The 18416-nt window shown below is 53.5% G+C and carries 17 protein-coding genes; 1 reads left to right on the forward strand and 16 read right to left on the reverse strand.

Annotation, left to right across the window (positions count from 1 at the left end; genetic code table 11):
- The first annotated feature begins 727 nt into the window (after window positions 1-727).
- Window positions 728-3976 carry an S-layer homology domain-containing protein gene (locus B5F19_RS17070; protein ID WP_140394166.1) on the forward strand — a complete coding sequence of 1083 codons (3249 nt, stop codon included), beginning with the start codon at window positions 728-730 and terminating at the stop codon, window positions 3974-3976.
- A gap of 236 nt (window positions 3977-4212) precedes the next feature.
- Here the strand turns inward: B5F19_RS17070 and B5F19_RS05355 are convergent, their stop codons facing one another.
- The 16 genes from B5F19_RS05355 to B5F19_RS05430 all read right to left on the reverse strand — a co-directional run bounded on the left by B5F19_RS05355 (window position 4213) and on the right by B5F19_RS05430 (window position 18398).
- Window positions 4213-5223 (reverse strand): hypothetical protein, encoded by a 1011-nt coding sequence (locus B5F19_RS05355; protein ID WP_087288723.1) that lies wholly within the window; start codon window positions 5221-5223, stop codon window positions 4213-4215.
- Window positions 5224-5240: 17 nt separating this feature from the next.
- Window positions 5241-6653: a hypothetical protein gene (locus B5F19_RS05360; RefSeq protein WP_087288725.1), complete on the reverse strand. Its 1413-nt coding sequence runs from the start codon at window positions 6651-6653 to the stop codon at window positions 5241-5243.
- Window positions 6625-7803 (reverse strand): hypothetical protein, encoded by a 1179-nt coding sequence (locus B5F19_RS05365; RefSeq protein WP_087288727.1) that lies wholly within the window; start codon window positions 7801-7803, stop codon window positions 6625-6627. Before B5F19_RS05365 ends, B5F19_RS05360 begins: the two co-directional genes overlap by 29 nt.
- Before the next feature lie 89 nt (window positions 7804-7892).
- Window positions 7893-8891, reverse strand: a complete 999-nt coding sequence (locus tag B5F19_RS05370; protein WP_087288731.1) for a DUF4240 domain-containing protein — start codon at window positions 8889-8891, stop codon at window positions 7893-7895.
- Window positions 8892-9156: 265 nt separating this feature from the next.
- Window positions 9157-9375 (reverse strand): hypothetical protein, encoded by a 219-nt coding sequence (locus B5F19_RS05375; RefSeq protein ID WP_087288732.1) that lies wholly within the window; start codon window positions 9373-9375, stop codon window positions 9157-9159.
- Between the two features lie 16 nt (window positions 9376-9391).
- A complete protein-coding gene (locus tag B5F19_RS05380) occupies window positions 9392-9769 on the reverse strand; it encodes a hypothetical protein (RefSeq protein ID WP_242972708.1) in 378 nt (125 codons plus the stop codon).
- Window positions 9770-9959: 190 nt separating this feature from the next.
- Complete coding sequence (locus B5F19_RS05385) at window positions 9960-10193, reverse strand: hypothetical protein (protein ID WP_087288736.1); 234 nt, start codon at window positions 10191-10193, stop codon at window positions 9960-9962.
- A gap of 187 nt (window positions 10194-10380) precedes the next feature.
- Window positions 10381-10737 (reverse strand): hypothetical protein, encoded by a 357-nt coding sequence (locus B5F19_RS05390; protein WP_087288738.1) that lies wholly within the window; start codon window positions 10735-10737, stop codon window positions 10381-10383.
- Between the two features lie 102 nt (window positions 10738-10839).
- Window positions 10840-13017 carry a PcfJ domain-containing protein gene (locus B5F19_RS05395; RefSeq protein WP_087288739.1) on the reverse strand — a complete coding sequence of 726 codons (2178 nt, stop codon included), beginning with the start codon at window positions 13015-13017 and terminating at the stop codon, window positions 10840-10842.
- A complete protein-coding gene (locus tag B5F19_RS05400; protein ID WP_087288741.1) occupies window positions 13014-13559 on the reverse strand; it encodes a hypothetical protein in 546 nt (181 codons plus the stop codon). The genes B5F19_RS05395 and B5F19_RS05400 overlap by 4 nt, the downstream gene beginning before the upstream one ends.
- An 11-nt stretch (window positions 13560-13570) precedes the next feature.
- Window positions 13571-14476: a Cas9 inhibitor AcrIIA9 family protein gene (locus tag B5F19_RS05405; protein ID WP_087288742.1), complete on the reverse strand. Its 906-nt coding sequence runs from the start codon at window positions 14474-14476 to the stop codon at window positions 13571-13573.
- 18 nt (window positions 14477-14494) lie between these two features.
- Entirely contained in the window at window positions 14495-15649 is a 1155-nt protein-coding gene (locus B5F19_RS05410; RefSeq protein WP_087288744.1) for a hypothetical protein, read from the reverse strand.
- On the reverse strand, window positions 15627-15995 hold the full coding sequence (locus tag B5F19_RS05415; RefSeq protein WP_343219417.1) for an LPD11 domain-containing protein: 369 nt from the start codon (window positions 15993-15995) through the stop codon (window positions 15627-15629). The genes B5F19_RS05410 and B5F19_RS05415 overlap by 23 nt, the downstream gene beginning before the upstream one ends.
- Window positions 15996-16024: 29 nt before the next feature.
- Window positions 16025-16300, reverse strand: a complete 276-nt coding sequence (locus B5F19_RS05420; RefSeq protein ID WP_087288745.1) for a hypothetical protein — start codon at window positions 16298-16300, stop codon at window positions 16025-16027.
- Complete coding sequence (locus tag B5F19_RS05425; RefSeq protein WP_087288747.1) at window positions 16291-18021, reverse strand: YodL domain-containing protein; 1731 nt, start codon at window positions 18019-18021, stop codon at window positions 16291-16293. Before B5F19_RS05425 ends, B5F19_RS05420 begins: the two co-directional genes overlap by 10 nt.
- A gap of 47 nt (window positions 18022-18068) precedes the next feature.
- On the reverse strand, window positions 18069-18398 hold the full coding sequence (locus B5F19_RS05430; protein WP_087288749.1) for a hypothetical protein: 330 nt from the start codon (window positions 18396-18398) through the stop codon (window positions 18069-18071).
- Between the last annotated feature and the right edge of the window lie 18 nt (window positions 18399-18416).

Raw genomic sequence — 18416 nt, forward strand, 5'->3', positions numbered from 1 at the left:
CCCATACGAAGCAGAAAGGAATTTTATCATGAAAGCTGGAAGCAAAAACTTGAACCGCGCGCTCAGCTATCTGCTTATGCTGGGATTGATGTTGTCTTTGCTGCCTGTTAAAGGGTTCACCGCTGGATATACGGACAATTCTGGTGCGGCGATCGTGGCTCTCCATAAAACAATGGACGACACTCTAAAGAACACAGAGAATACCAATCTGAAAGACGCGGCCAGCGGAATCGATGCGGGTGAATCCGATATCTTAAATCCTCCCCATAAGATAACAGCTAACGCATGGCCTTCTGAGAAGAGGGAAAATAATAAGATCGATGTTTATCCGATGACCAAAGACATGACCGAAGAAGATCGCTCTGATGTTGCGATCCCCTTTATTGATGACAGCAACAACACGAGATGGTACCTTTATCAGATCATATGGACAAATGCATCGACCATAAATTATGCAACAATGGATACAGGCACAGTTGTATCCTCAGATGAGATTGTTGAGGCTAACAATAACAGTTCGGATAATGTATATTCATTTGATTTGAGCAAGATCAATGCAAAACCAAATAGCTCAAACCGGTACTACATTGTTTACTGCTGGACCGATATTGCGCCTGACTCATGGGAGGGCGAAGTGACTCCGGCAGCAACATATCAGATTCAATACGTTCCTAATCTTCCCACACTGGAAAACCGAAACATCTATCCAGTCGATACAGCAGGCGGTATGGTCATCGGCAATGATGGACTCACTGACTTGGACGAAGAACTTGGCAAGTATCAAACCTCGGTCAAAAAAGATCGGTATTTTACCATTGCCCAGGGCGGACAGTACAAAGACTATCTGGTCTTTGGCGACGAAGGGTATTATGCCTTTGCGGGCTGGCAGGATGAGAAGGGGAACTTATACGAGACCCAAGAGAACACCTGCACAGTTCAGGCCACTTCTTTGTTAGCCGGAGAGGATGATACCATTACGCTGACCGCCCAGTGGGAGCTGTTCTATCCCACGGAAGCGGCGGAAGGCCAGGAGCCGACAGCGGCACAGACCGAGGCCGCAGAAAAGCTGGCTAAGGCGCAGGCCGCTTGGGCCAATGCAGAGAGTTATCCAGACTTCAAAATTGATGTGCTTGAGAGGGACAGCAGCGCCACCAGCGAAAATGTCTTGCTGACCCAGTGGAGCAGCTTGCACGGCGAACCGGATTTTGGAGAATATTCTGGTGATACGGTATATCTCGACGAAACTGGAACGATTCATTACCGAGTCTCTGCCAGAATGGGTGGAGATGTCAATAGTTTTGCGCAGGATAGTGCGATCCAGAAATTTGCCACATTTACCCTTTCTCTGAAGGTGGATAATAATCTGGAGTTTGTAAGTGGGACAGACGGACAGGCAAGTTTTACCTTCAACTGCCCATTCCTGAAGCCGACAAGCACAAATATTAAGGAAGCAACAATTCCAGATACTCCTGACGAAAACGGCAATTACACAATCACATTTTCTCCCAGCAGCATAACGCCGGATGAGGATGGCTGCATGACCATTACAGTAACTGCGGAGTGGATTTCTAAGGTCTACCCGTCTACAGAGAATACGCTGCGCCAGCCCATGACGCTTGACAATCTGGTTTTCCAGTTGAAAGATGATGTGCAGACGCAAGGGATACAGCTCCAGACAAATGCCAACATTACCGCCAAGATTGATCTTACGGCAACGGGTGAGTCCCGCACCTTATATCAGAAGGCTCGCAGTCTGCTCACAACATCGCCTAATGACGCTTGGGCAAACATATTTGGCGAACCCAGCGATCCCATGGCCGTTGCGCTTGCCGCAGAATTTTTAAACGATAAACTGACAAATTATGACTTGAGCCAAGACACTGCGATGGACGGTACAGCTTCCGCTGTTGTTGTCGAGTCCGCCCCAGTTGTCATTACTCCCGCCGACATCACGATCTACGAGGGCGGCGTCGCCGGCTACGAAGGAGTCGTTAACGAGAGCGGAAGTACGATCACAAGCAGCTCTTTCCCCGAGCCGCTGTTCAAGATCAACACGCCGGAAGGCAGCGGGGCCGATCCAGAAAATCTGACCTTTACCAATCACGGCACCGGCAACAGCTGGCATGTGGAAGTGGCTGGTACAGATTCGGAAGGGACAACCTATTACAGACTGGTCGATACGAAGAGTTCTGGCACACCAATCCGCATCCAGTTTATTGATGAAGATGGCAACGTAATCGAAAGTGATACTGTTGCAACAACGGATGAGGTTTTCGATACTCACACCATCGCGATCTTCTCTGGTGACGATGACGTTACTGCGACGGCAGGTCAGGCGGTATACACCGTTTCCACGAATACTGGCATCCTCACCGTCCGCGCGGTACAGAGCAGCAACGCCACCAGTCCCATTGAGACTCAGGCTCCCTCCTCTGTCACCCCTGGCTCTGCCACGGCGGTTGCCCCGGCAGATGGTACTACATACACCCTGAATGACACCGGCGTGGAACTGCCCACAGGCAGTCTGCCCTCCCTGCTGTTCGACGACATCATTGACACGGATGTTAACCGCACCAGCGCCCTGAAGGACAAAGTGGACGCCGTCCTCGGCGGCGCGGATGCGGACCGTGAGTATCAGATCAAGTATCTGGACCTGGTGGACGCCAACAACGGCAACGCCTGGATCAAGTCCAGCAATGGCACCGACATCTACTGGGGCTATCCCAGCGGCACCGACAGAAGCACCAACTTCACCCTGCTGCACTTTGCGGGCCTGCACCGGGATGGTGAGAACTCTGGCTTTGAACTCAGCGACCTTGCGAATATTACCCCCACTGCGGTAAACATCCAGAAATCAGACGCGGGGATCAAGTTCCATGTTGAGGCCGGCCAGTTCTCTCCCTATGCTCTGGTATGGACCGACGCCTCTACCCCTGGCACCAACCCCGGCGGTGGTTCCGGCGGCGGCAGCGATAACAGCGACCCCACCGGCAACCTGACCATCTCCCTGGGCGGCAGCGGCGGCAATGAGGACTTCACCTTCACCGTCATCTTCACCGACGAGGACGGAGACGAGCTGGAGAACAACTTCTACTACAACGGCGACTACACCGGCACCATCGGCAGCGGCGACGAGATCACCCTGACCGGCGGCGACAAGATCGTCATCCGCAACCTGCCCGAGGGCACCCGCTATGAGGTCATCATCGAGACCGCCGACGGCTACACCGCCACCTCCACCGGCGCCGAGGGCGTCATCCGCACCTCCGGCAGCGAGGCGGCCTTCTCCGTCACCCCCACCGTGGTCCTGGCCGACCCCAGCGTCACCGGCGTGTCCCGCTGGCTGAACACCACCGACCACACGGCCTACCTCTCCGGCTATCCCGGCGGAACCTTCGGCCCCGATAACTCCATGACCCGCGCCGAGGTGGCCCAGATGTTCTACGCCCTGCTGCTGAACAAGGACGTGACCATCACCAAGAGCTTCTCCGACGTGCCCGCCGATGCGTGGTACGCCACCGCGGTGAACACCCTGGCCTCTCTGGGCATGGTCTCCGGCGATCCCGACGGCACCTTCCGGCCCAACGACCCCATCACCCGGGCCGAGTTCTGCGTCATCGCCCTGGCCTTCGCCTACGAGCCTGACAACGCCGTGTGCTACTTCGGCGACGTGTCCCGCAGCGACTGGTTCTACACCTACGTGGCCCAGGCGGCCAGCTACGGCTGGATCGGCGGCTACACCAACGGGAATTTCGGTCCCAACGACCAGATTACCCGCGCTCAGGTGACCACCATCGTCAACAACATGCTGGGCCGCGCGGCGGATCGGGATTATGTGATCGACCACCAGTCCGACCTGGTACAGTTCAGCGACGTGCCCCGCTCTCACTGGGGCTACTTCCAGATCATGGAGGCCACCAACGCCCACGACTACACTAAGAGCGGCAACACAGAGGACTGGACCCAGCTGAACTAAACACCTCATCCAGGAGCCAAGTGTTGAGAAGCTGCTATACAACGATTCTCTGATCTCCACTTGACAACTGGATACTGACAAAGAGGAATCCCGCAGAGACCAGCATGGTCCCTGCGGGATTCCTCTTTACACATGCTTATGGAGATTGGATAAGATAATTGGTAACTCGATCAACCTTTAGAAAAAAGTAGCCCCGTACCAACAGCTGTTGGCACGGGGCGCGTTTGCATCTAATTTCAGATCGCGTTCAGGAACCTGAACGCTTCCTCCAATGTCATAACCTCTACTGGTTCCGCGAGGTGCTCGGAAAATTCCAGCGGCTGATCGTCCAGCGTGTACGCTTTCGTGTGCTCAGCCAATACCGCAGCTCCAACCTCATCCAGGTAGTCATAGACATTGCCGCTCTTATCCATATAGTGTAGTAGTCCGTTTTCTACCACTTGTCCGTTTACTTTGACATATGCCTCCGTGGGAACCTCCATCAGGTCCTGAACCTTTTCCTCTGGTGTGAAGTCCCAAAGCGGGAGACGTTCCTGCCATCCGCCAAAGCCGAATGACCTTCCCCAAACATACCGGAAGTGCCCGCAATCTGTTTGCGCCATCTTGATGACCCGCTGCACATTGTTCATCATATGTACCAGGTCGATGTATTCCCGGGGAGAATGTTCATAATAGTAGCCGGCGCTGATATTGACCGCCGCAGTCTCCAGCTGCGGTGCAATGATGGAGATATCGCTGAAGGTGCCAAACTCCTCCTGGAAGCCGAAACCTTCCACAAATTGTATGAACTCCTGATTGGCGCACCCATAGAATACCGCGTCATTCCGGCCTCTCCGGTCTAACTCCACGAGGTAGTTGACCTGCGGCTTGATTCCGCTCTTGGCAAACTGTTCCGCGCCCTTGCCTCCGATCTCCTCATCTTCACAGAAGAGGACGTGGCACCGTGCTTTCTTGATGATCTGTAAGATCATGAAAACACCTGCCCGATCATCTCCGCCGATCCCCTGAGGAGACATGGCGATCCGCCTATTTTCTGAATAACAGATGATCTGTACCGGCTGGCGATGTACAGTATCCAGATGAGCCACCAGGAGCACCGGAACGTCGCCTGGAGCATATAGGTAGCCGCACTCTACTGTCGTCTGGTAGCCCTGTTCCTTCAAGCGGCTGTTCAACATCTGCTTGAGCTCCGGCTGGGTCTGCCGCAGGATCTTCTCCAATAATTGATAGTCCAGTTTCTGGTTCATACGTTTCTCCTCTCCCATCAGGCCGCTTCAGGGAACCATTCCGAGTGTCCGCAAAATACGGCCGCGTCCACGGCTTCACAGACAGACGTGCACTGACACTGTCTGCATGCTTCTGTCAATTCTTCATAGCACGTCCGACACGCATTTGCGGGCAGACCATGTCGGTGTCTTTGTACTCGGTAGACCTCTCCCTGAATAAGGGTGCTGCAGAAACGGCAGCGAGGCCGGCAGTCACCACAGAAAAATGCGCTTGCTTCGTCGTCGTATTCCCCATATGCGGTACCTACTTCTCTCCCGCACTCTTTGCAGATAATAGTTCCCCTGCAGCTGGAGCACTTGAGCCTGTCCTCATAATATAATTCCTGCCCGCAGCAGACACAGTATGCCTGGGACCCAATCACAAAAATTTTGTGCTGGAACTCCTGTCCCTGAAGCAATGAGACAACCGCATATCCATTATTGTAGTCTCTATAATGGAGCGCATTTCGGTCCGTGAGCCAATATTTATCGGTGCTATGTGTAATAGCCTGCGTAATCCATTGATTCGGCACGTCCAGACATGTGGTAATGACCCGTTCCACCAAATCCATATAGCGCTCTCTCTGGTCTGCCCGGTCCGTAGGGTAGAGTCTGGACTGCAGCAGTGTCCCATCATAATAGCAGAAGACCTCCCGTGTGATCCGCGGGGCCTTATGGAACTCCCTTTCCACATCAGATGCCACCGTGTAAAAAATCATAGTGACCGTATCTCCCATGTAGGAGAGAGCGCCTGCCTGGTACCCCCCGTCCTCTAAGCAGTGACAAGAGTGCCAGGAGTTGTCCTTGTTGGACATCTCCAGGAAGTCGCAGGGATGGATGGAGAGGACCCCTACCCTCTGCTCCACACCTGGGTTCAGCGCATCGGCGAGCCGGGCAAAGATCGCGTTATAGGGATGTATCTGCCGCATGGTCTTTGTCCCATCCGGTGAAGACTCTTCCTTGTCCACAACATAGCGGTCCAAGCCGAATTTCAGGCAGAGCCGGTTGACGATCCGGCTGGCCTTCTGGCCCGGCGCACATTCGATCCCTCCGAGGCGGCGGATATCTGCCAATCTGCTATCATTGGGAACACGTCGATAGTCTCTTGTGGCGGCATCCAACGCGCCGGTAAAGTTGTCGAACAGTTCACCGCAGAGACCGCAGTCCTTGGCCAACTGCGTCATTTCAAAAACACCTTCATCCACACAGCTTCGGTCAATGTCCCGAATATCTTCATAGTGAAGAACGACCGCCATCTCGTCCTCATTCCAGTCAGGGTGCTTTTGGAGCAGCGCGTGCAGGTCTTTCTTCCCAGCTTTCCACTGCTCCAGGTTTTTCTGGACGCCTGCGATTCCAAACGACTTTCCGTACTTGTGCATGACATCATAAAATTGTTCGGTCAGGGTATTCATTGTTATCCTTCCTTTCTTCATCATTGTTTGGAAAAATCCAAGTAGATCGATCCAATGGTTCAGTCGTCTCTGTGTACGCCCCATTCTGGAAGAGCGAGGTCTGCTCCGCCCCCATCTGGGACGTATCTTGTGCTCGTTCCTGCCGGAGCCGCTTTTTTATCTGCCTTTTTCGTTTCTCCGCACGCTTTTTTTCGCTGGCTGCCCTATGGGCGTCGGTCGCATATATCACATCAACGCCGCGCTCAGTCTCCAACTGATCTTGTACACTATCCCGGTGCTCACGGGCGGCGACCCGGATATTCTCAACGTGATACTGATAGTGAACGCAGTCCTGGTCCACACATTGACTTACTGTCCTTTGATGATCTTTCTGTGCAGGTATTTCCCCGGCCATATCCGGTTTATAGATTGTACTTTTGCTTTGGAGCTGTGCAAATGAGTCTTTGCGCTCAGAAAGCCAAATCTCTGCGTCTGTACGAGCCACTGGTTTCGGGAACACCTTTTTACCTCTCATCACGGTTTCTTTCCGATCCCGCAGGAAACCGGTGCGGGTGATCCATACCCTCCTGACATCATAGTACACATTAGCCCGGCGCAGATCCCGCTCCTGCTGCCTGGCCACGCAAAACGGATTGCGGCAGTCGCTCCGGATACACCTCTCCACATCATACTGGATCTTAAAGCCGGCGCCGCCGCAGTCGGTGTCGCTGACCACGCAGGCACAGCAGGCGCCCTGCGTGAGATTCATATATCTGCGCCTCTTTTCCCGCGTCAGCTCCTCCTCTGCTTTCTCCGCACTGTCCTCGTAGCGATAATGCCGATCAGTGCGGTGGCATGGGCAATGCGGTATCGGAAAGCCTTTTGGGATGTGGGAGCAGTCTTTTCGATCATACGGGCAGAGGAGCATGGGGTTGTCGTTCTCCGGACAGTAGCAGATCCCTTGAAAAGAGACTTCGCCTTCCGCAAGGCCGATTCCCATTGCGCTCTTTCCTCTGATCAGCAGACCGCACGGGGTTTCCCAGGTAACCTGAGCCAGGTACTCTCTTTTGTAAACGAAGCCCTGCCAGCTATCCCAACGGACATATTCCGGGTGCCGTTCTTTGGTATAGCCCGCTGCATAAATGGCTTGGGTCAACTTGTTTTGTTCCATGCTGCTTTCCTCAGCTCCCTCCCTGCCCGCTTATGGCGGTGCCGCAATGCGGCACCGCCTGTGGGGGGGATGGTTAGGGCCAGTTCCGTTCAGTTTTCCGTACCGGAGCAAGTACCTCCGGAACTGCGCTGTCTCCACTGGCGCACGTGCCGCTCATAACCCTTGAGATCAACTTCGCGCAATTTTTCTTCCGAGAACAGAAACTCGGGATAACGTACAAAGCCGCTCTGTGTCGTTGCACCAGTCAGGCTCCCAAATCCATATTTTTTGAGCCAATCCACACATTCTTGACCACAGTTGTTGATGTCAAGGAAAGCGTAGTTGGGGCCTTTCGAACATGGAGTCAAGTTCACGGTCAACGTATCCCAAGACTCCCAGTAGCCGTCGATCAGGGCTTCCCGTTCCACGGCAAGATTGTCGAATGTAACATATGTCCCGATCTTTATACGGGCCGGGTATCTGTCACCGTCGCTTTCAATCACCATCGGGAGTTGGGTACCTGCGTGATTTTGGTCATGCTGAGCCTCGGATTTCGCCAGATTGGGCCCATACTTCTTCCACAGGCGTGGGCAATACTCGGCGATGTCCTGCATGTTCCGATGAAACTCGATTCCTTCCCGGAGTGTGACCTCCTGCGCCAGCAGGTCAGCCACTACCGGATATGTTCCATCCGGCACGTCGTCCCAGACATTCCCGCCGGTCAATTCCTCGTACGCCTTTTCAGCAACGCGAGTTAAGAATCCAAAGGAGCAATCTGCATATGTCTCGAGTTCTGCCAGATAGTCCGGATTTTCCATGACGGCAAGGTAGTCCTTCTTCCCCTGGGCAATCAGCCAGCAGCGGAAGCTGAGAAACTTGTCGTAATTCAGATCATGGCACATCAAGCTTGCCGCATCCCTGATGCCGTGCTCCACGGCAATATCCAGGTATGACTCCAAAATGATGTGGAACCATATAGCGTCGTCCTGGCCGCGCTTGATAAGGCTGTCGGTCAGCCACTTCGCCTCGGCTGTGACATCCTGTCCCAATTTGTCTTTGCCCTCCTGGAGCAGCGCCCAGAACTTGTCCTTTGCAAACATTGCATTCATTGTGATACCTCATTTCGTCTGTTTTTCTTGTTCCAGCTTCCTGCTGGCCCGTGGGTCGGTACGGCGTTATCCGTAGGTACTCATACTCAGCGCCGCATCTCCGACAGACAAAGGGGCCGTATGGCTGTTCTGCTTCATAAATGTTGGCGTCCGCTCCTCCACTGAGGTTTGCAAGAAAGTCGCCGTTTTCATCTACTAAGACATCCATATAGCAGCGCTGATGTCCTACAAATTCACCTCCGCCGCAAAATTTGCATTTCATGGTTTACTTCTCCGTTGGCACTGCGGAGCGGTCTTTGGCATACCGGCCAAAATTCAGTTCCCGGATGATCTCCTGAATCTTTTCATCATCATCCCACCGGGCAGAGAGGGTGGTCCGCTCTGGACCTTCCCCTACATGAATACTCGCCTTGGCGCACGACACCTGCAGCAGCACATCAGTGCGCTGCGCACAGACGATGGCCAAGTTACCCAGCTGCTTCATTGTCATTCTCCTTTCCTCACGCTGCATACAGCCAGACCACAACAGGCCGGGCAAGGTCGGCAATCGCGTAATTCTTCCGCACATGAACAGGGCGGAACTGCGCGTCAAACTCGCACTCCGTGCTCTCCTCGATATACCCCTGCGTCCGGGCCAAATAGTCCCGGAACATGCGCAGTATATCCAAACGCTTTTCGATTGCGTCGTCTTCCCTGCACCGCAGATTAGAAGCGTACACATATCTGTGCTGCTCCCCTTTGAGGAAAAAGCCATAGGTTTTGTATGCATGGCACTGCCGCGCCTGTTCCCGCTCGATGTGCTTGAGATAGGCCACGCCGGCCTGTCCGCCTTTGGTCAGGCAGAGATTCCCCATCTGGCGGCGCTGTTCAGAAGACAACGGGATCTTATGTTTTTCCTGTCCTGGAAGTCCCTTGTAAGCTCGGAACAGCTCCGGGGCATATCGGCAACCCCTGATTTCATACTCAAATCGTGATTTTCCCATAATCACCTTTCTTCTGATCGGTAGCCGTCCCCGCGACGGAGGTCGGCACGATAACCGTCTAAAATGGTTTTGATGTTTGGTGCCCTTAGGCCAATGGCGGCCAGTGCCCGTTGACGGAATATCCCCAAACGATCTCCTCATCGGATTCATACTGCATGATCCCATGGGCGGTCAGCGTCCATCCGTCCGGGATACGCTGGAAAGTCGCCGTTGTCTCACAGGGCATAGGCCGCTTTTCGACACTCGTGCACAGGTACAGATTCCCGTTGCGGTTACGATAAACTGTACCGACAACCGGAGTGATATACTCCAATTTCATGATCGCGCTCCTTTCTGATACGTTCGTGTGACCCTTTGATCGTGCTGCCCGGGCCGTCCCCCCTTTCAGATCTGGCGAAAAGGAACGCGCCAGCCACATACATGGTCAGCGCGTTCCTTTTCATGGTTCTACATCGTTTATAATGTAGACAGATTCTTACAACGGTCCTGCTGTGAATACCTCACCGCTACGCCGCGATCTGCAGTTCCCAGTCGGGGTTGCACTCGGCCAAACATTCCAAAGATACAACGGCACCACGAAGGTCCCAGGGGGCATCGGCAAATCCGTATTTCCTCTGGCTCCCCTTGCACTTCAGGAGTTCATAGTGGAGCTGGGCGAAGAGATGCTGGCGCAAAACGCCTTTGTCCGGGTCAAATGTGGCAACCGCCTGGATCATGCGCAGTGCCAGCCACTGGTACACATCATCGTAATCCAGGTGTGCAGATTGCATCAGCGCATGATTTCTGCGGATCACCGCATCAATACACCAAAGGTTTTCCTCTACAACTGCGTTCCGCAGGGCGACAGAATGATAGATACACATTGTAGTACGCTCCTCTTTTAAATTTGAATTTTGTGAAAGTGCTTTTCTATTTCTTCTTTTCTATCAATTCGGTTCTCATCTGACAGCTGGTATGATCTTCTCTCACGCCGCCTCCATCAGATCCGCCTGGAGCACATCCAACAAGAGGCTGCCTGCCAGTTTGCCGGTCCGGACCCTAACTTGGTCCCGTTGGAGTTCTTCAAATTCCTGGACCCGCAAAATCTTACTCTTCTGAGCCAGCTTCAGGTCCTCCTCGCTCAGGTGATTTTTGATTTCTTTCTGCCACTTTTTCAGGAACTGGGACGCCTGAAGGATGTCCTCTTTCTGCTCATCTCCCAGGGTCCGCTTCTGCCGGATCGCCCCGTTCGGTTCGATTTCCAGTGTGTAAAAAGGCTTATCAGTCTCCCCGGTGCGGCGCAGGAACAGGATATAGCTTTCCCGCTGCTCGATCCGTTCCCAGTACCGCTCGCTGTCGCCGACGCAGTGGGATAGGATCTGTCCCTCAAGGATGATCTCTTCGATGCGCTCCGGGACACGGATCGTATACTCCTGGTCGGAAAACTCGTACTTGGGCTTGATCTCTTGGAAGATATCCTCCAAGTGCGGATACTTTTTCAAAATTTCACCCGCTCGAAGGACCATGGATTTGTCTGTGTGGAAGAACTGAAGCAGTTCATCGTGGCGTTTTTTCACATTTCGCACACGGTAGACCGCCTCACTTGTGAGATCCATTTTCAACCGGGCCGCCATGGAGAGATAATCTTTCCACGTGGTCATGACATAGTCGCATTCCCGGTTCAGCTCCCGCATTTGCCGCTTCAGATAATTGCAGACCTGCTGAGGACTCATGACGCCGTTCAAAAACGCAAGATCCCTTGGCTTCAGTCCATGTTCGCAGAGCCACATGATCGCACGGTCTGGTATCGGTTTCCCCGTGCTATTTTCACAGCGGAGCCATGCAAGAACATCCATCCCGCCTTGACAGTCCCTAAGGCGCTTCATCTCCTGTGCGTCAATGCCGAGCGTCCGAGCTAATCCGGCTTTTGACTTCAGTTCTGTGACGTTCCAATTGCGCGAATGGTACATGCAGTCCCGGGCCAATCCACCTAGTCCCGCCTTGACCAACTGTTCCACCATCGGGATTTTTCTGCGCGTGTCCAGATAGAGTTCCGGATCAATCTTCCTGAGCAGCCGGACGGCCTCCGGGAGGCCTGTGTACCGCAGCACGCTCTCTGCCAGAGCTGGAATGGTTTTTCCATAGACGGCGCCCGCCCAGTCTTCATGCCAGTACCGATGATAGTAACTGTATCCATAAACATAGTTCTGCGGGATCCATCGGGTCTCCCGGTTTTTGTAGTTCTCCCAGCAGTAAGTACCAGCCTTTTTCGCCTGGCTGTCATAGAGCACGCGCCGAAACTCATGCATATACAGTTTCTCTTTTTTTACGTCATCTGTGGTATAACTCCGCGTACATATGAACATGCGGAGAACAAATCCACTTTGGTACCGTTGCACCAGGTGGATATAGCAGTCGGGCGTCGAAACATACTTTGCCTTGCCCAGTGCCTTATAAGCAATCTTCCGACGGCAGCGCGGGCAGTGCCCCTCTCGATTATGCCTAGGATGTGAAATCGGCACCTCCTGCTCACAGTAAGTGCAGTATCCCGTCGTCGCTCCCCTTCGGCTGTACTGATAGAAAATATAGTTTTCAGGAATCCCGACCTTCCGGCACCACTGCGTCCAGTTCTTTGGCAATGCAGAAATCTGTGCCATATCCGCGTCCCACGGCTCGACTTCCCGCTTGTATCTGCGCCGGAGTGATTCCTCGCGCAGCCTCAACTGGTAATCCAGGACGCCGCTAAAGCCCCCACGTTCTCCGTTCAGATACTGTTTGATGGTCTTATCATCCGATCGGCTGATCCAGTTTCCTTCAGAGTAGCTGACGTATTTCGGCCAATCCAGATAATCCAGTTTCGCACTGCGCCACCGGTTCTCGATCCGGTCGTAGGTGAGAAATTGCTTTTTTGCCCGATCCACATAGATCTCATAGGCGGCGTCTCTTGCCCCCATGCGGAGTGGCTCCGGGAGGAAGATAGCAACATGCAGTATGCCGTCCTGCACTTTGCTGCGCAGGTATCGTCCCCATTGGTAGCCCTTACCCTGATAAGGAAAGCCGTGAAGCAGCAGTTTCCGCGTTTTCAATTCATCCAAAGCGGCCAGTTCCAAGATCTTCTTGGTGGCGCGCAACGCTGACATAGCCAAGAGTTTTTTCTTGTTCATCTGATCGCTACCCTCTCCTTCAGGTCTACACCATACCAGGTATCCGGCAGGACCTTATTTCCATCCACGCGGGTAAGGCAGATTTCTTCTATCCCAGTCCCGTAGAGATTTTCTTTTGCAAGGGCCAGGATATCTCCGATCTTGCCCCTGGCGCGGGGATCCACACCCCTGGCCACGGCGCAGCCGTTGAATGCCGTAGCGCTGTCTCGAATGACCCGCGAACTCCATGGCTGCAGCGGATGCGCGGCCATATAGGCCAGGCCATGTAAAAGCAGCTGGTCCAACTCCAGTTTCCGCAGGATCGTCAGTTCCGTGCAGGAGATCTTGGAGTCGATATTGTCCTCATCCATATCTCCCCCGGCATTGACCAAGTAATACTCAGAATGAGCCGTATCGGGATAGTGAGACAGGCAATCAAACGGGTTGGCAGCACAATGAAATCCGTTTGCCCGGCAGTTTGCCTTTTCCGTCACATTCAGTCCCATAGAGAACTGATAATCCCGACAGATCAGACCCTGATGAAATCCTTTGTAAGCGAGCATATTTTCCTCCTTCAGCTTGCCTTTTCCATATCTTGCAGAAACGCGCCAAACGAGATTTGCTCTTCTTCCGGAGCTTCGGACGCCAGCTTCTGAGCAGCCGTTTTTTTCTCCGCTGGCTTTTTCTCTTTCTTCTTGGCGGAGTTCCGCTTCTTTCCTTTCGTGGACACAGGGCCGGTATAAGGCTTCGGTACAAATTCCTCCTCAGGTTCCTTATCCTCCTCGGCACTCATGTCCCGGTAGTAGTCTTCCGCCCACTGGTATACAACATCATCCGGAACATCTCCTCCGTACATGCCGTTGACACCATAGGGGCGCTGCATGCCGTTGTCTTTCATCTCCTGCTCCAGGTACTCCCGTGCCTTGCGGTTGATGTACCAGATGCAGTGCATAAAACTTTTGCGCGGGTGCATGGTCAGCCTGGCAAACTCCAGGTCGTCCAGGCACAGGGTCTGAAGGTATTCAGCCAGATATTCCTTCATATTCCTGCGCGTCAGGCGTTCAGTCTCTGCGTTGATCCGCTTTGCAGAGGACATCAGCAGTTCCTCCTCACCCATGGCGGCAACCTTCTGGAGCTGCTTCTCTTCCGCGGCCTTTCTTGCCTCTCTTTGTGCCTCCCACTCCGCCTTGCGCTTAGCCTCAGCCTCCTCGTGGGCTCTCCTGGCTTCGGCCTCGGCCTCATCGGTTACGCTCGGCACTGCCGGTGCGGTATCCTGCTTCGGCGGTTTTTCTTCTCCCATCAGCTTTTTCAGCTCTTGCGGAGCGGCGTCTGCCTCGGCTCTCTGGGCGTCCTCATCTTCAAATCTGATTTGCTCCTGCCCGAGTTCTTTTTCTTCCGGGCCCAAGCTGAACGCCTCGACAGGCTGTTCAGTACCGTCTCCGTACTTCAGGTCGATATCAATCTCTGAGTACGCACCCATAAAAACACCATTCTCCTTTCACCGTAAATATCTGCCCATAGAGAGGGCAAACGATTCATATCCGCTCCAATAAGCAGGATCTTCCTCATTTTTAATAAGTCGGTCCCACAGGTCATGCAAAATTGTACTGTACCGGTCTGCCTTTGCATCAATTTTGTTATGTAGACAGAACGCAGTCCACAGGCATACAAGCTGATCGCATAATATCGCTTGTTCAAACGAAGAAGCTTCCACGAAGGTAAACAGATACTCCAATTCGTATCGATCTTTCACATTTTGCTCACTCTTTTCCGCATTTCCGGCCATTGCTCCGGCAGTACTGTCTGGCCTCTCTTCTTTGATTTGCAGACAGTTGCCCTCTAAGAGCGACTCTGCTGCCTCTGAGAGCGAACGCCGATACGCGGTACAGCTGGTTTTTATCTGGCTTAGGAGCCGCTGCATTACCTCCGGCGAGTGGCAAATCCGCTCCCACTGCTCAGCGGTAAGTTTTCGATCATTTCGCCGCCCCTTGGCCTGATGCGAAAAATCATCCCGAATCTTTTGAGCCATCCACTGCTCACTTGTTATCTTCAGAAACGATGGGGATAGATACAATAACCGCTGTTCCACGGCAATGAAATAGTGGTTTTCGCTATATTCCCCATCCAGATAACATTCGTAGCTCTGCTCTGTCTCCATCTCTACGAATTGGCTCTTTTCCCGCCATCGTTCCACGCAGCCGTTTTGAAATTCTTCCCACAGATCATCCTGAAGCTGTCTCTTTGCGTCGTTCAGATCGGTGAAGGGGAGCTCATAGGCCCCAGACTCTCCGTCGGTTGCCCAGTGAGCTGTCACTGCATAGATCACCTGCCAGACGTAATCCTGTTCCGGTGACGCCAACGGCATCACCATCTCCGGCGTCATGACAGAGGCGCGATAAGCCAGGCAATCAGTATGCAGAACAGCGCTTCTGAACTCATGCGAAGCCCCCTCCAGCATGCCCCGTTTAGACGGCAGCGCTGGAGTATCAAACGTACAGTAGAGTTCTGGCACTCCTTCGCGGCTGGTATGGATCTCCACGAGGCGTCCAAACAATCCTTCGTATCCGCTTGCTTCCGTCGTCAGCACACGGCCGCCAATTTTGTAGCAGGCACCCTTGTACAGGAACTGCTCACCTTCCTGTTTGTAAATCATGTTCATTCCCCCTCTGCTCTGTAGTCTGGTCCATCCCCATCATACGAGCCTCATAGTCGTCGATCTGAAGCATGCTCAGCCACTCCGGCTTCTGATCCTGTGAAAAGCTGTCCCAAATCGCTCTCATGTAGGCGATCTGCTCAGCGACGTCTCCCGCCCATAGATATCGGCTGCACCGGCGTCCATAACCGAGGTAGTAATTACAATCGGTTCTGAGCCGGTCCAGCATCTGATAGCGGAACGTCAGAGTCCACTGTTCAATTTCCATTCTGCATGCTTCGTCCAACTGGCACTCAGCCACTCTGCTCTGTCCTCCTTTTGAATCAAAAAGGGCACGGGACGGCATGTTGCTGCCGTCTCGTGCCCTTACATGGTTTAGCAGATCGCATAAAGCAAGGTGCTGTGCTCATCGAAGCAATAGCACGCAACCCGCGGGTAGCGTTTCGCCAACTTCTTGATCTGCGTCTGGATCTCTTTTGCCTTTCCCTCCGGATCTGGTGAATCCCAGCCCTGCCACACCATGGCGGTAAAGCATAGGTTTCCGGTGCAGAATCGGATCTCCGCATCCAGTTTACTGCACTCTTCCATCAATTTCAGCAGCTCCGCCATAGCCAATGTTTTTCGGTCCTCTGCCTTTTGTATCATCTCCATTCTCGAGTATTCTCCTCCTCCGTTACCGTTCGCCTGATCGCCGCTGGCGAAAATCTCACCGGGAGATACGTACGGTCCTGATCCACATAGAAGTACCTGCGGCTCCCCTCATCATACAGTTCCAGCACATCCGAGGGCGCAACACTTCGTCCGCAGTAACCGTTCGGAAGATCGTCACTGTACTGTTCAGCGATCCGCTCCAGGATCATGTCATCCGTATCACTTGCAAAGGTATTGATCTCACCATCATGGACTAGGCAGTAAGACCTGGCCGGCGGCTGCGCGTAAGCGGCTTCCGCCAGCGCCTTGATCCCTTTGAATGCAAATGGTACTACCTGGCCGGTGGACAGATCCAATTGATAGATCCGAAAGCGCCGCTTTACTTTTTCCCGCTCCAGCAGTGAGCTGAATGCAGCAATACTTTCCTGAAACGCTGCGAACTCCCGCTCGTTAACTCCCAGAAAGCTTGCCAAGGACACCTTTGGTTCCGGCAGATCTTCCCATTGCTGTACGAATTCGTTAACCTGTTCCGCAGAGCAGGCATCTGTTCGGAACCGTTCCTTAAAATTCTTTTGTTCCTCCTTTTTCTGCGCTCGTCTTATTCGGAGTGCGATTTGCCAGTCATCGATGCCTTTATAATTGGGGTTCCAAGTCAGGGACCGGCAGCGCAGTCCACAGCTTTTGGCAAGCAGATAGATCTTCTGCGCACCTTTCGCCACAGTAGCGTTATTGAACTTGTCAATATCAAGCGCCTCCACGATCAGCTGTGTTCCATGATCCTTGAGTGTCAGAAACGCCTCTTTTACGCCATTGAGGTTGTTAGCCCCCTGGATGGAGAGGACGGTCCGCTTCATCAGGCAGTGCGCGATTCCTGCCTTAAAAGCCCCTTCTGTGATGTAAACGGTGCGTGCATAGCTGTTCCCGATGAGATTGACCGGACAGCCAGACGATGTGCCCTTGCTCTTGTTGGAGGAGGAAAACCAGATATATTTTGTACCCTGTTCCTCCGGATCGCTCTCGTCATCTTTTATTGGCTTATCCAGCCTGATCTGCGCACCGCTGATCAAGCCATCCATGTCCCGTGTCGGGATCAAGATGCCTGCCGTCCAGGTCGTGAAATTTACAGTCCACTTTCCGTATCGATCCACGAAAAAACCCGGCACGCCAGCCAAGGTGCAGCCTCTTTCCTGGAGCCGTCTGGGTATCACATGCCGCAGTTTAAAGGACGGCGTGCTTTTCAACCCCAAGTAGTCGATCTGGTCGTCATTGAGCCCGCGTACATGATGAAGGTGCTCACGATGCTCCGGCCGGACGCTCAGCATTTCCAGCATGGCACGCATTGTGCGGTCTATCTCCTCACGGGATGCCTTTGGTGACTGCTCCACTGCATGGTTGTACCTGCCGGCTGGGATCGCTTTTACGGCGACCTCACTATGTGAAACACGGGGTTGTCCCATGCTTTCTGCCAGCAAGTCGATCAGCTCCAGTTTTGCGTCGGATACAAGGATGCCGCGCAGCCGGGCATACAACTCAAACATGTGTCCGCTCTCGCCACATCGGTTGCACCGCCACACGTTCTTCATCAGATTTAGGTTCAGCTTTCCCTTGCGGTGCTTGTTGCAGAACGGGCAATCCACATAAACGCTGTCGGCGAGTTCCCGCCTGACGGTCAGCCGTAAGATATTGGCGATGTCCAGGATATTGAATGGGTACTCGTCCACGAAGCACCACCTCCCACATGCCGCACTTGGTCAGCATAAGATGACTCTCAAGCACTCTTTTGCAGATTGAGGCTTTCAAATACCATGCGTGCCGCCTTTCTGAGATGCTCGCTGCTGTCCGGGCATGTCGTAAAATACCAGCGCAACGTAGTCGGACGGCGGTCCGCAATCTGGGCCAGCGTCTTTCCCCGGCAGCTTCCCACATCAGCGATGACGTTCATGGCTTCCTCCAAGGTCATCTCCTTGGGCACCTGATCCGCCTCACCAGCAGATGTCTTTTCCGTATCGTTCAATTCGCCGTCCTGTGCGCCGTGCTGGGCTTCCGCGCTCTCATCACCCGGTACGTCAGCCTCACCGACAATGGCATTGGCCTCCATCTCTCGGTGTTTCGCCTC

The organism is Pseudoflavonifractor sp. An184 (assembly GCF_002160305.1).
GTDB classification, from domain to species: Bacteria; Bacillota; Clostridia; order Oscillospirales; family Oscillospiraceae; genus Lawsonibacter; species Lawsonibacter pullicola.

What these genes read in the sequence shown, in the direction of transcription:
- B5F19_RS17070 (WP_140394166.1), top strand. Translation starts at nt 728, where the DNA reads ATGGTCATCGGCAATGATGGACTCACTGACTTGGACGAAGAACTTGGC.
- B5F19_RS05355 (WP_087288723.1), bottom strand. Translation starts at nt 5,223, where the DNA reads ATGAACCAGAAACTGGACTATCAATTATTGGAGAAGATCCTGCGGCAG.
- B5F19_RS05360 (WP_087288725.1), bottom strand. Translation starts at nt 6,653, where the DNA reads ATGAATACCCTGACCGAACAATTTTATGATGTCATGCACAAGTACGGA.
- B5F19_RS05365 (WP_087288727.1), bottom strand. Translation starts at nt 7,803, where the DNA reads ATGGAACAAAACAAGTTGACCCAAGCCATTTATGCAGCGGGCTATACC.
- B5F19_RS05370 (WP_087288731.1), bottom strand. Translation starts at nt 8,891, where the DNA reads ATGAATGCAATGTTTGCAAAGGACAAGTTCTGGGCGCTGCTCCAGGAG.
- B5F19_RS05375 (WP_087288732.1), bottom strand. Translation starts at nt 9,375, where the DNA reads ATGAAGCAGCTGGGTAACTTGGCCATCGTCTGTGCGCAGCGCACTGAT.
- B5F19_RS05385 (WP_087288736.1), bottom strand. Translation starts at nt 10,193, where the DNA reads ATGAAATTGGAGTATATCACTCCGGTTGTCGGTACAGTTTATCGTAAC.
- B5F19_RS05390 (WP_087288738.1), bottom strand. Translation starts at nt 10,737, where the DNA reads ATGTGTATCTATCATTCTGTCGCCCTGCGGAACGCAGTTGTAGAGGAA.
- B5F19_RS05395 (WP_087288739.1), bottom strand. Translation starts at nt 13,017, where the DNA reads ATGAACAAGAAAAAACTCTTGGCTATGTCAGCGTTGCGCGCCACCAAG.
- B5F19_RS05400 (WP_087288741.1), bottom strand. Translation starts at nt 13,559, where the DNA reads ATGCTCGCTTACAAAGGATTTCATCAGGGTCTGATCTGTCGGGATTAT.
- B5F19_RS05405 (WP_087288742.1), bottom strand. Translation starts at nt 14,476, where the DNA reads ATGGGTGCGTACTCAGAGATTGATATCGACCTGAAGTACGGAGACGGT.
- B5F19_RS05410 (WP_087288744.1), bottom strand. Translation starts at nt 15,649, where the DNA reads ATGATTTACAAACAGGAAGGTGAGCAGTTCCTGTACAAGGGTGCCTGC.
- B5F19_RS05415 (WP_343219417.1), bottom strand. Translation starts at nt 15,995, where the DNA reads ATGCCGTCCCGTGCCCTTTTTGATTCAAAAGGAGGACAGAGCAGAGTG.
- B5F19_RS05420 (WP_087288745.1), bottom strand. Translation starts at nt 16,300, where the DNA reads ATGGAGATGATACAAAAGGCAGAGGACCGAAAAACATTGGCTATGGCG.
- B5F19_RS05430 (WP_087288749.1), bottom strand. Translation starts at nt 18,398, where the DNA reads ATGGAGGCCAATGCCATTGTCGGTGAGGCTGACGTACCGGGTGATGAG.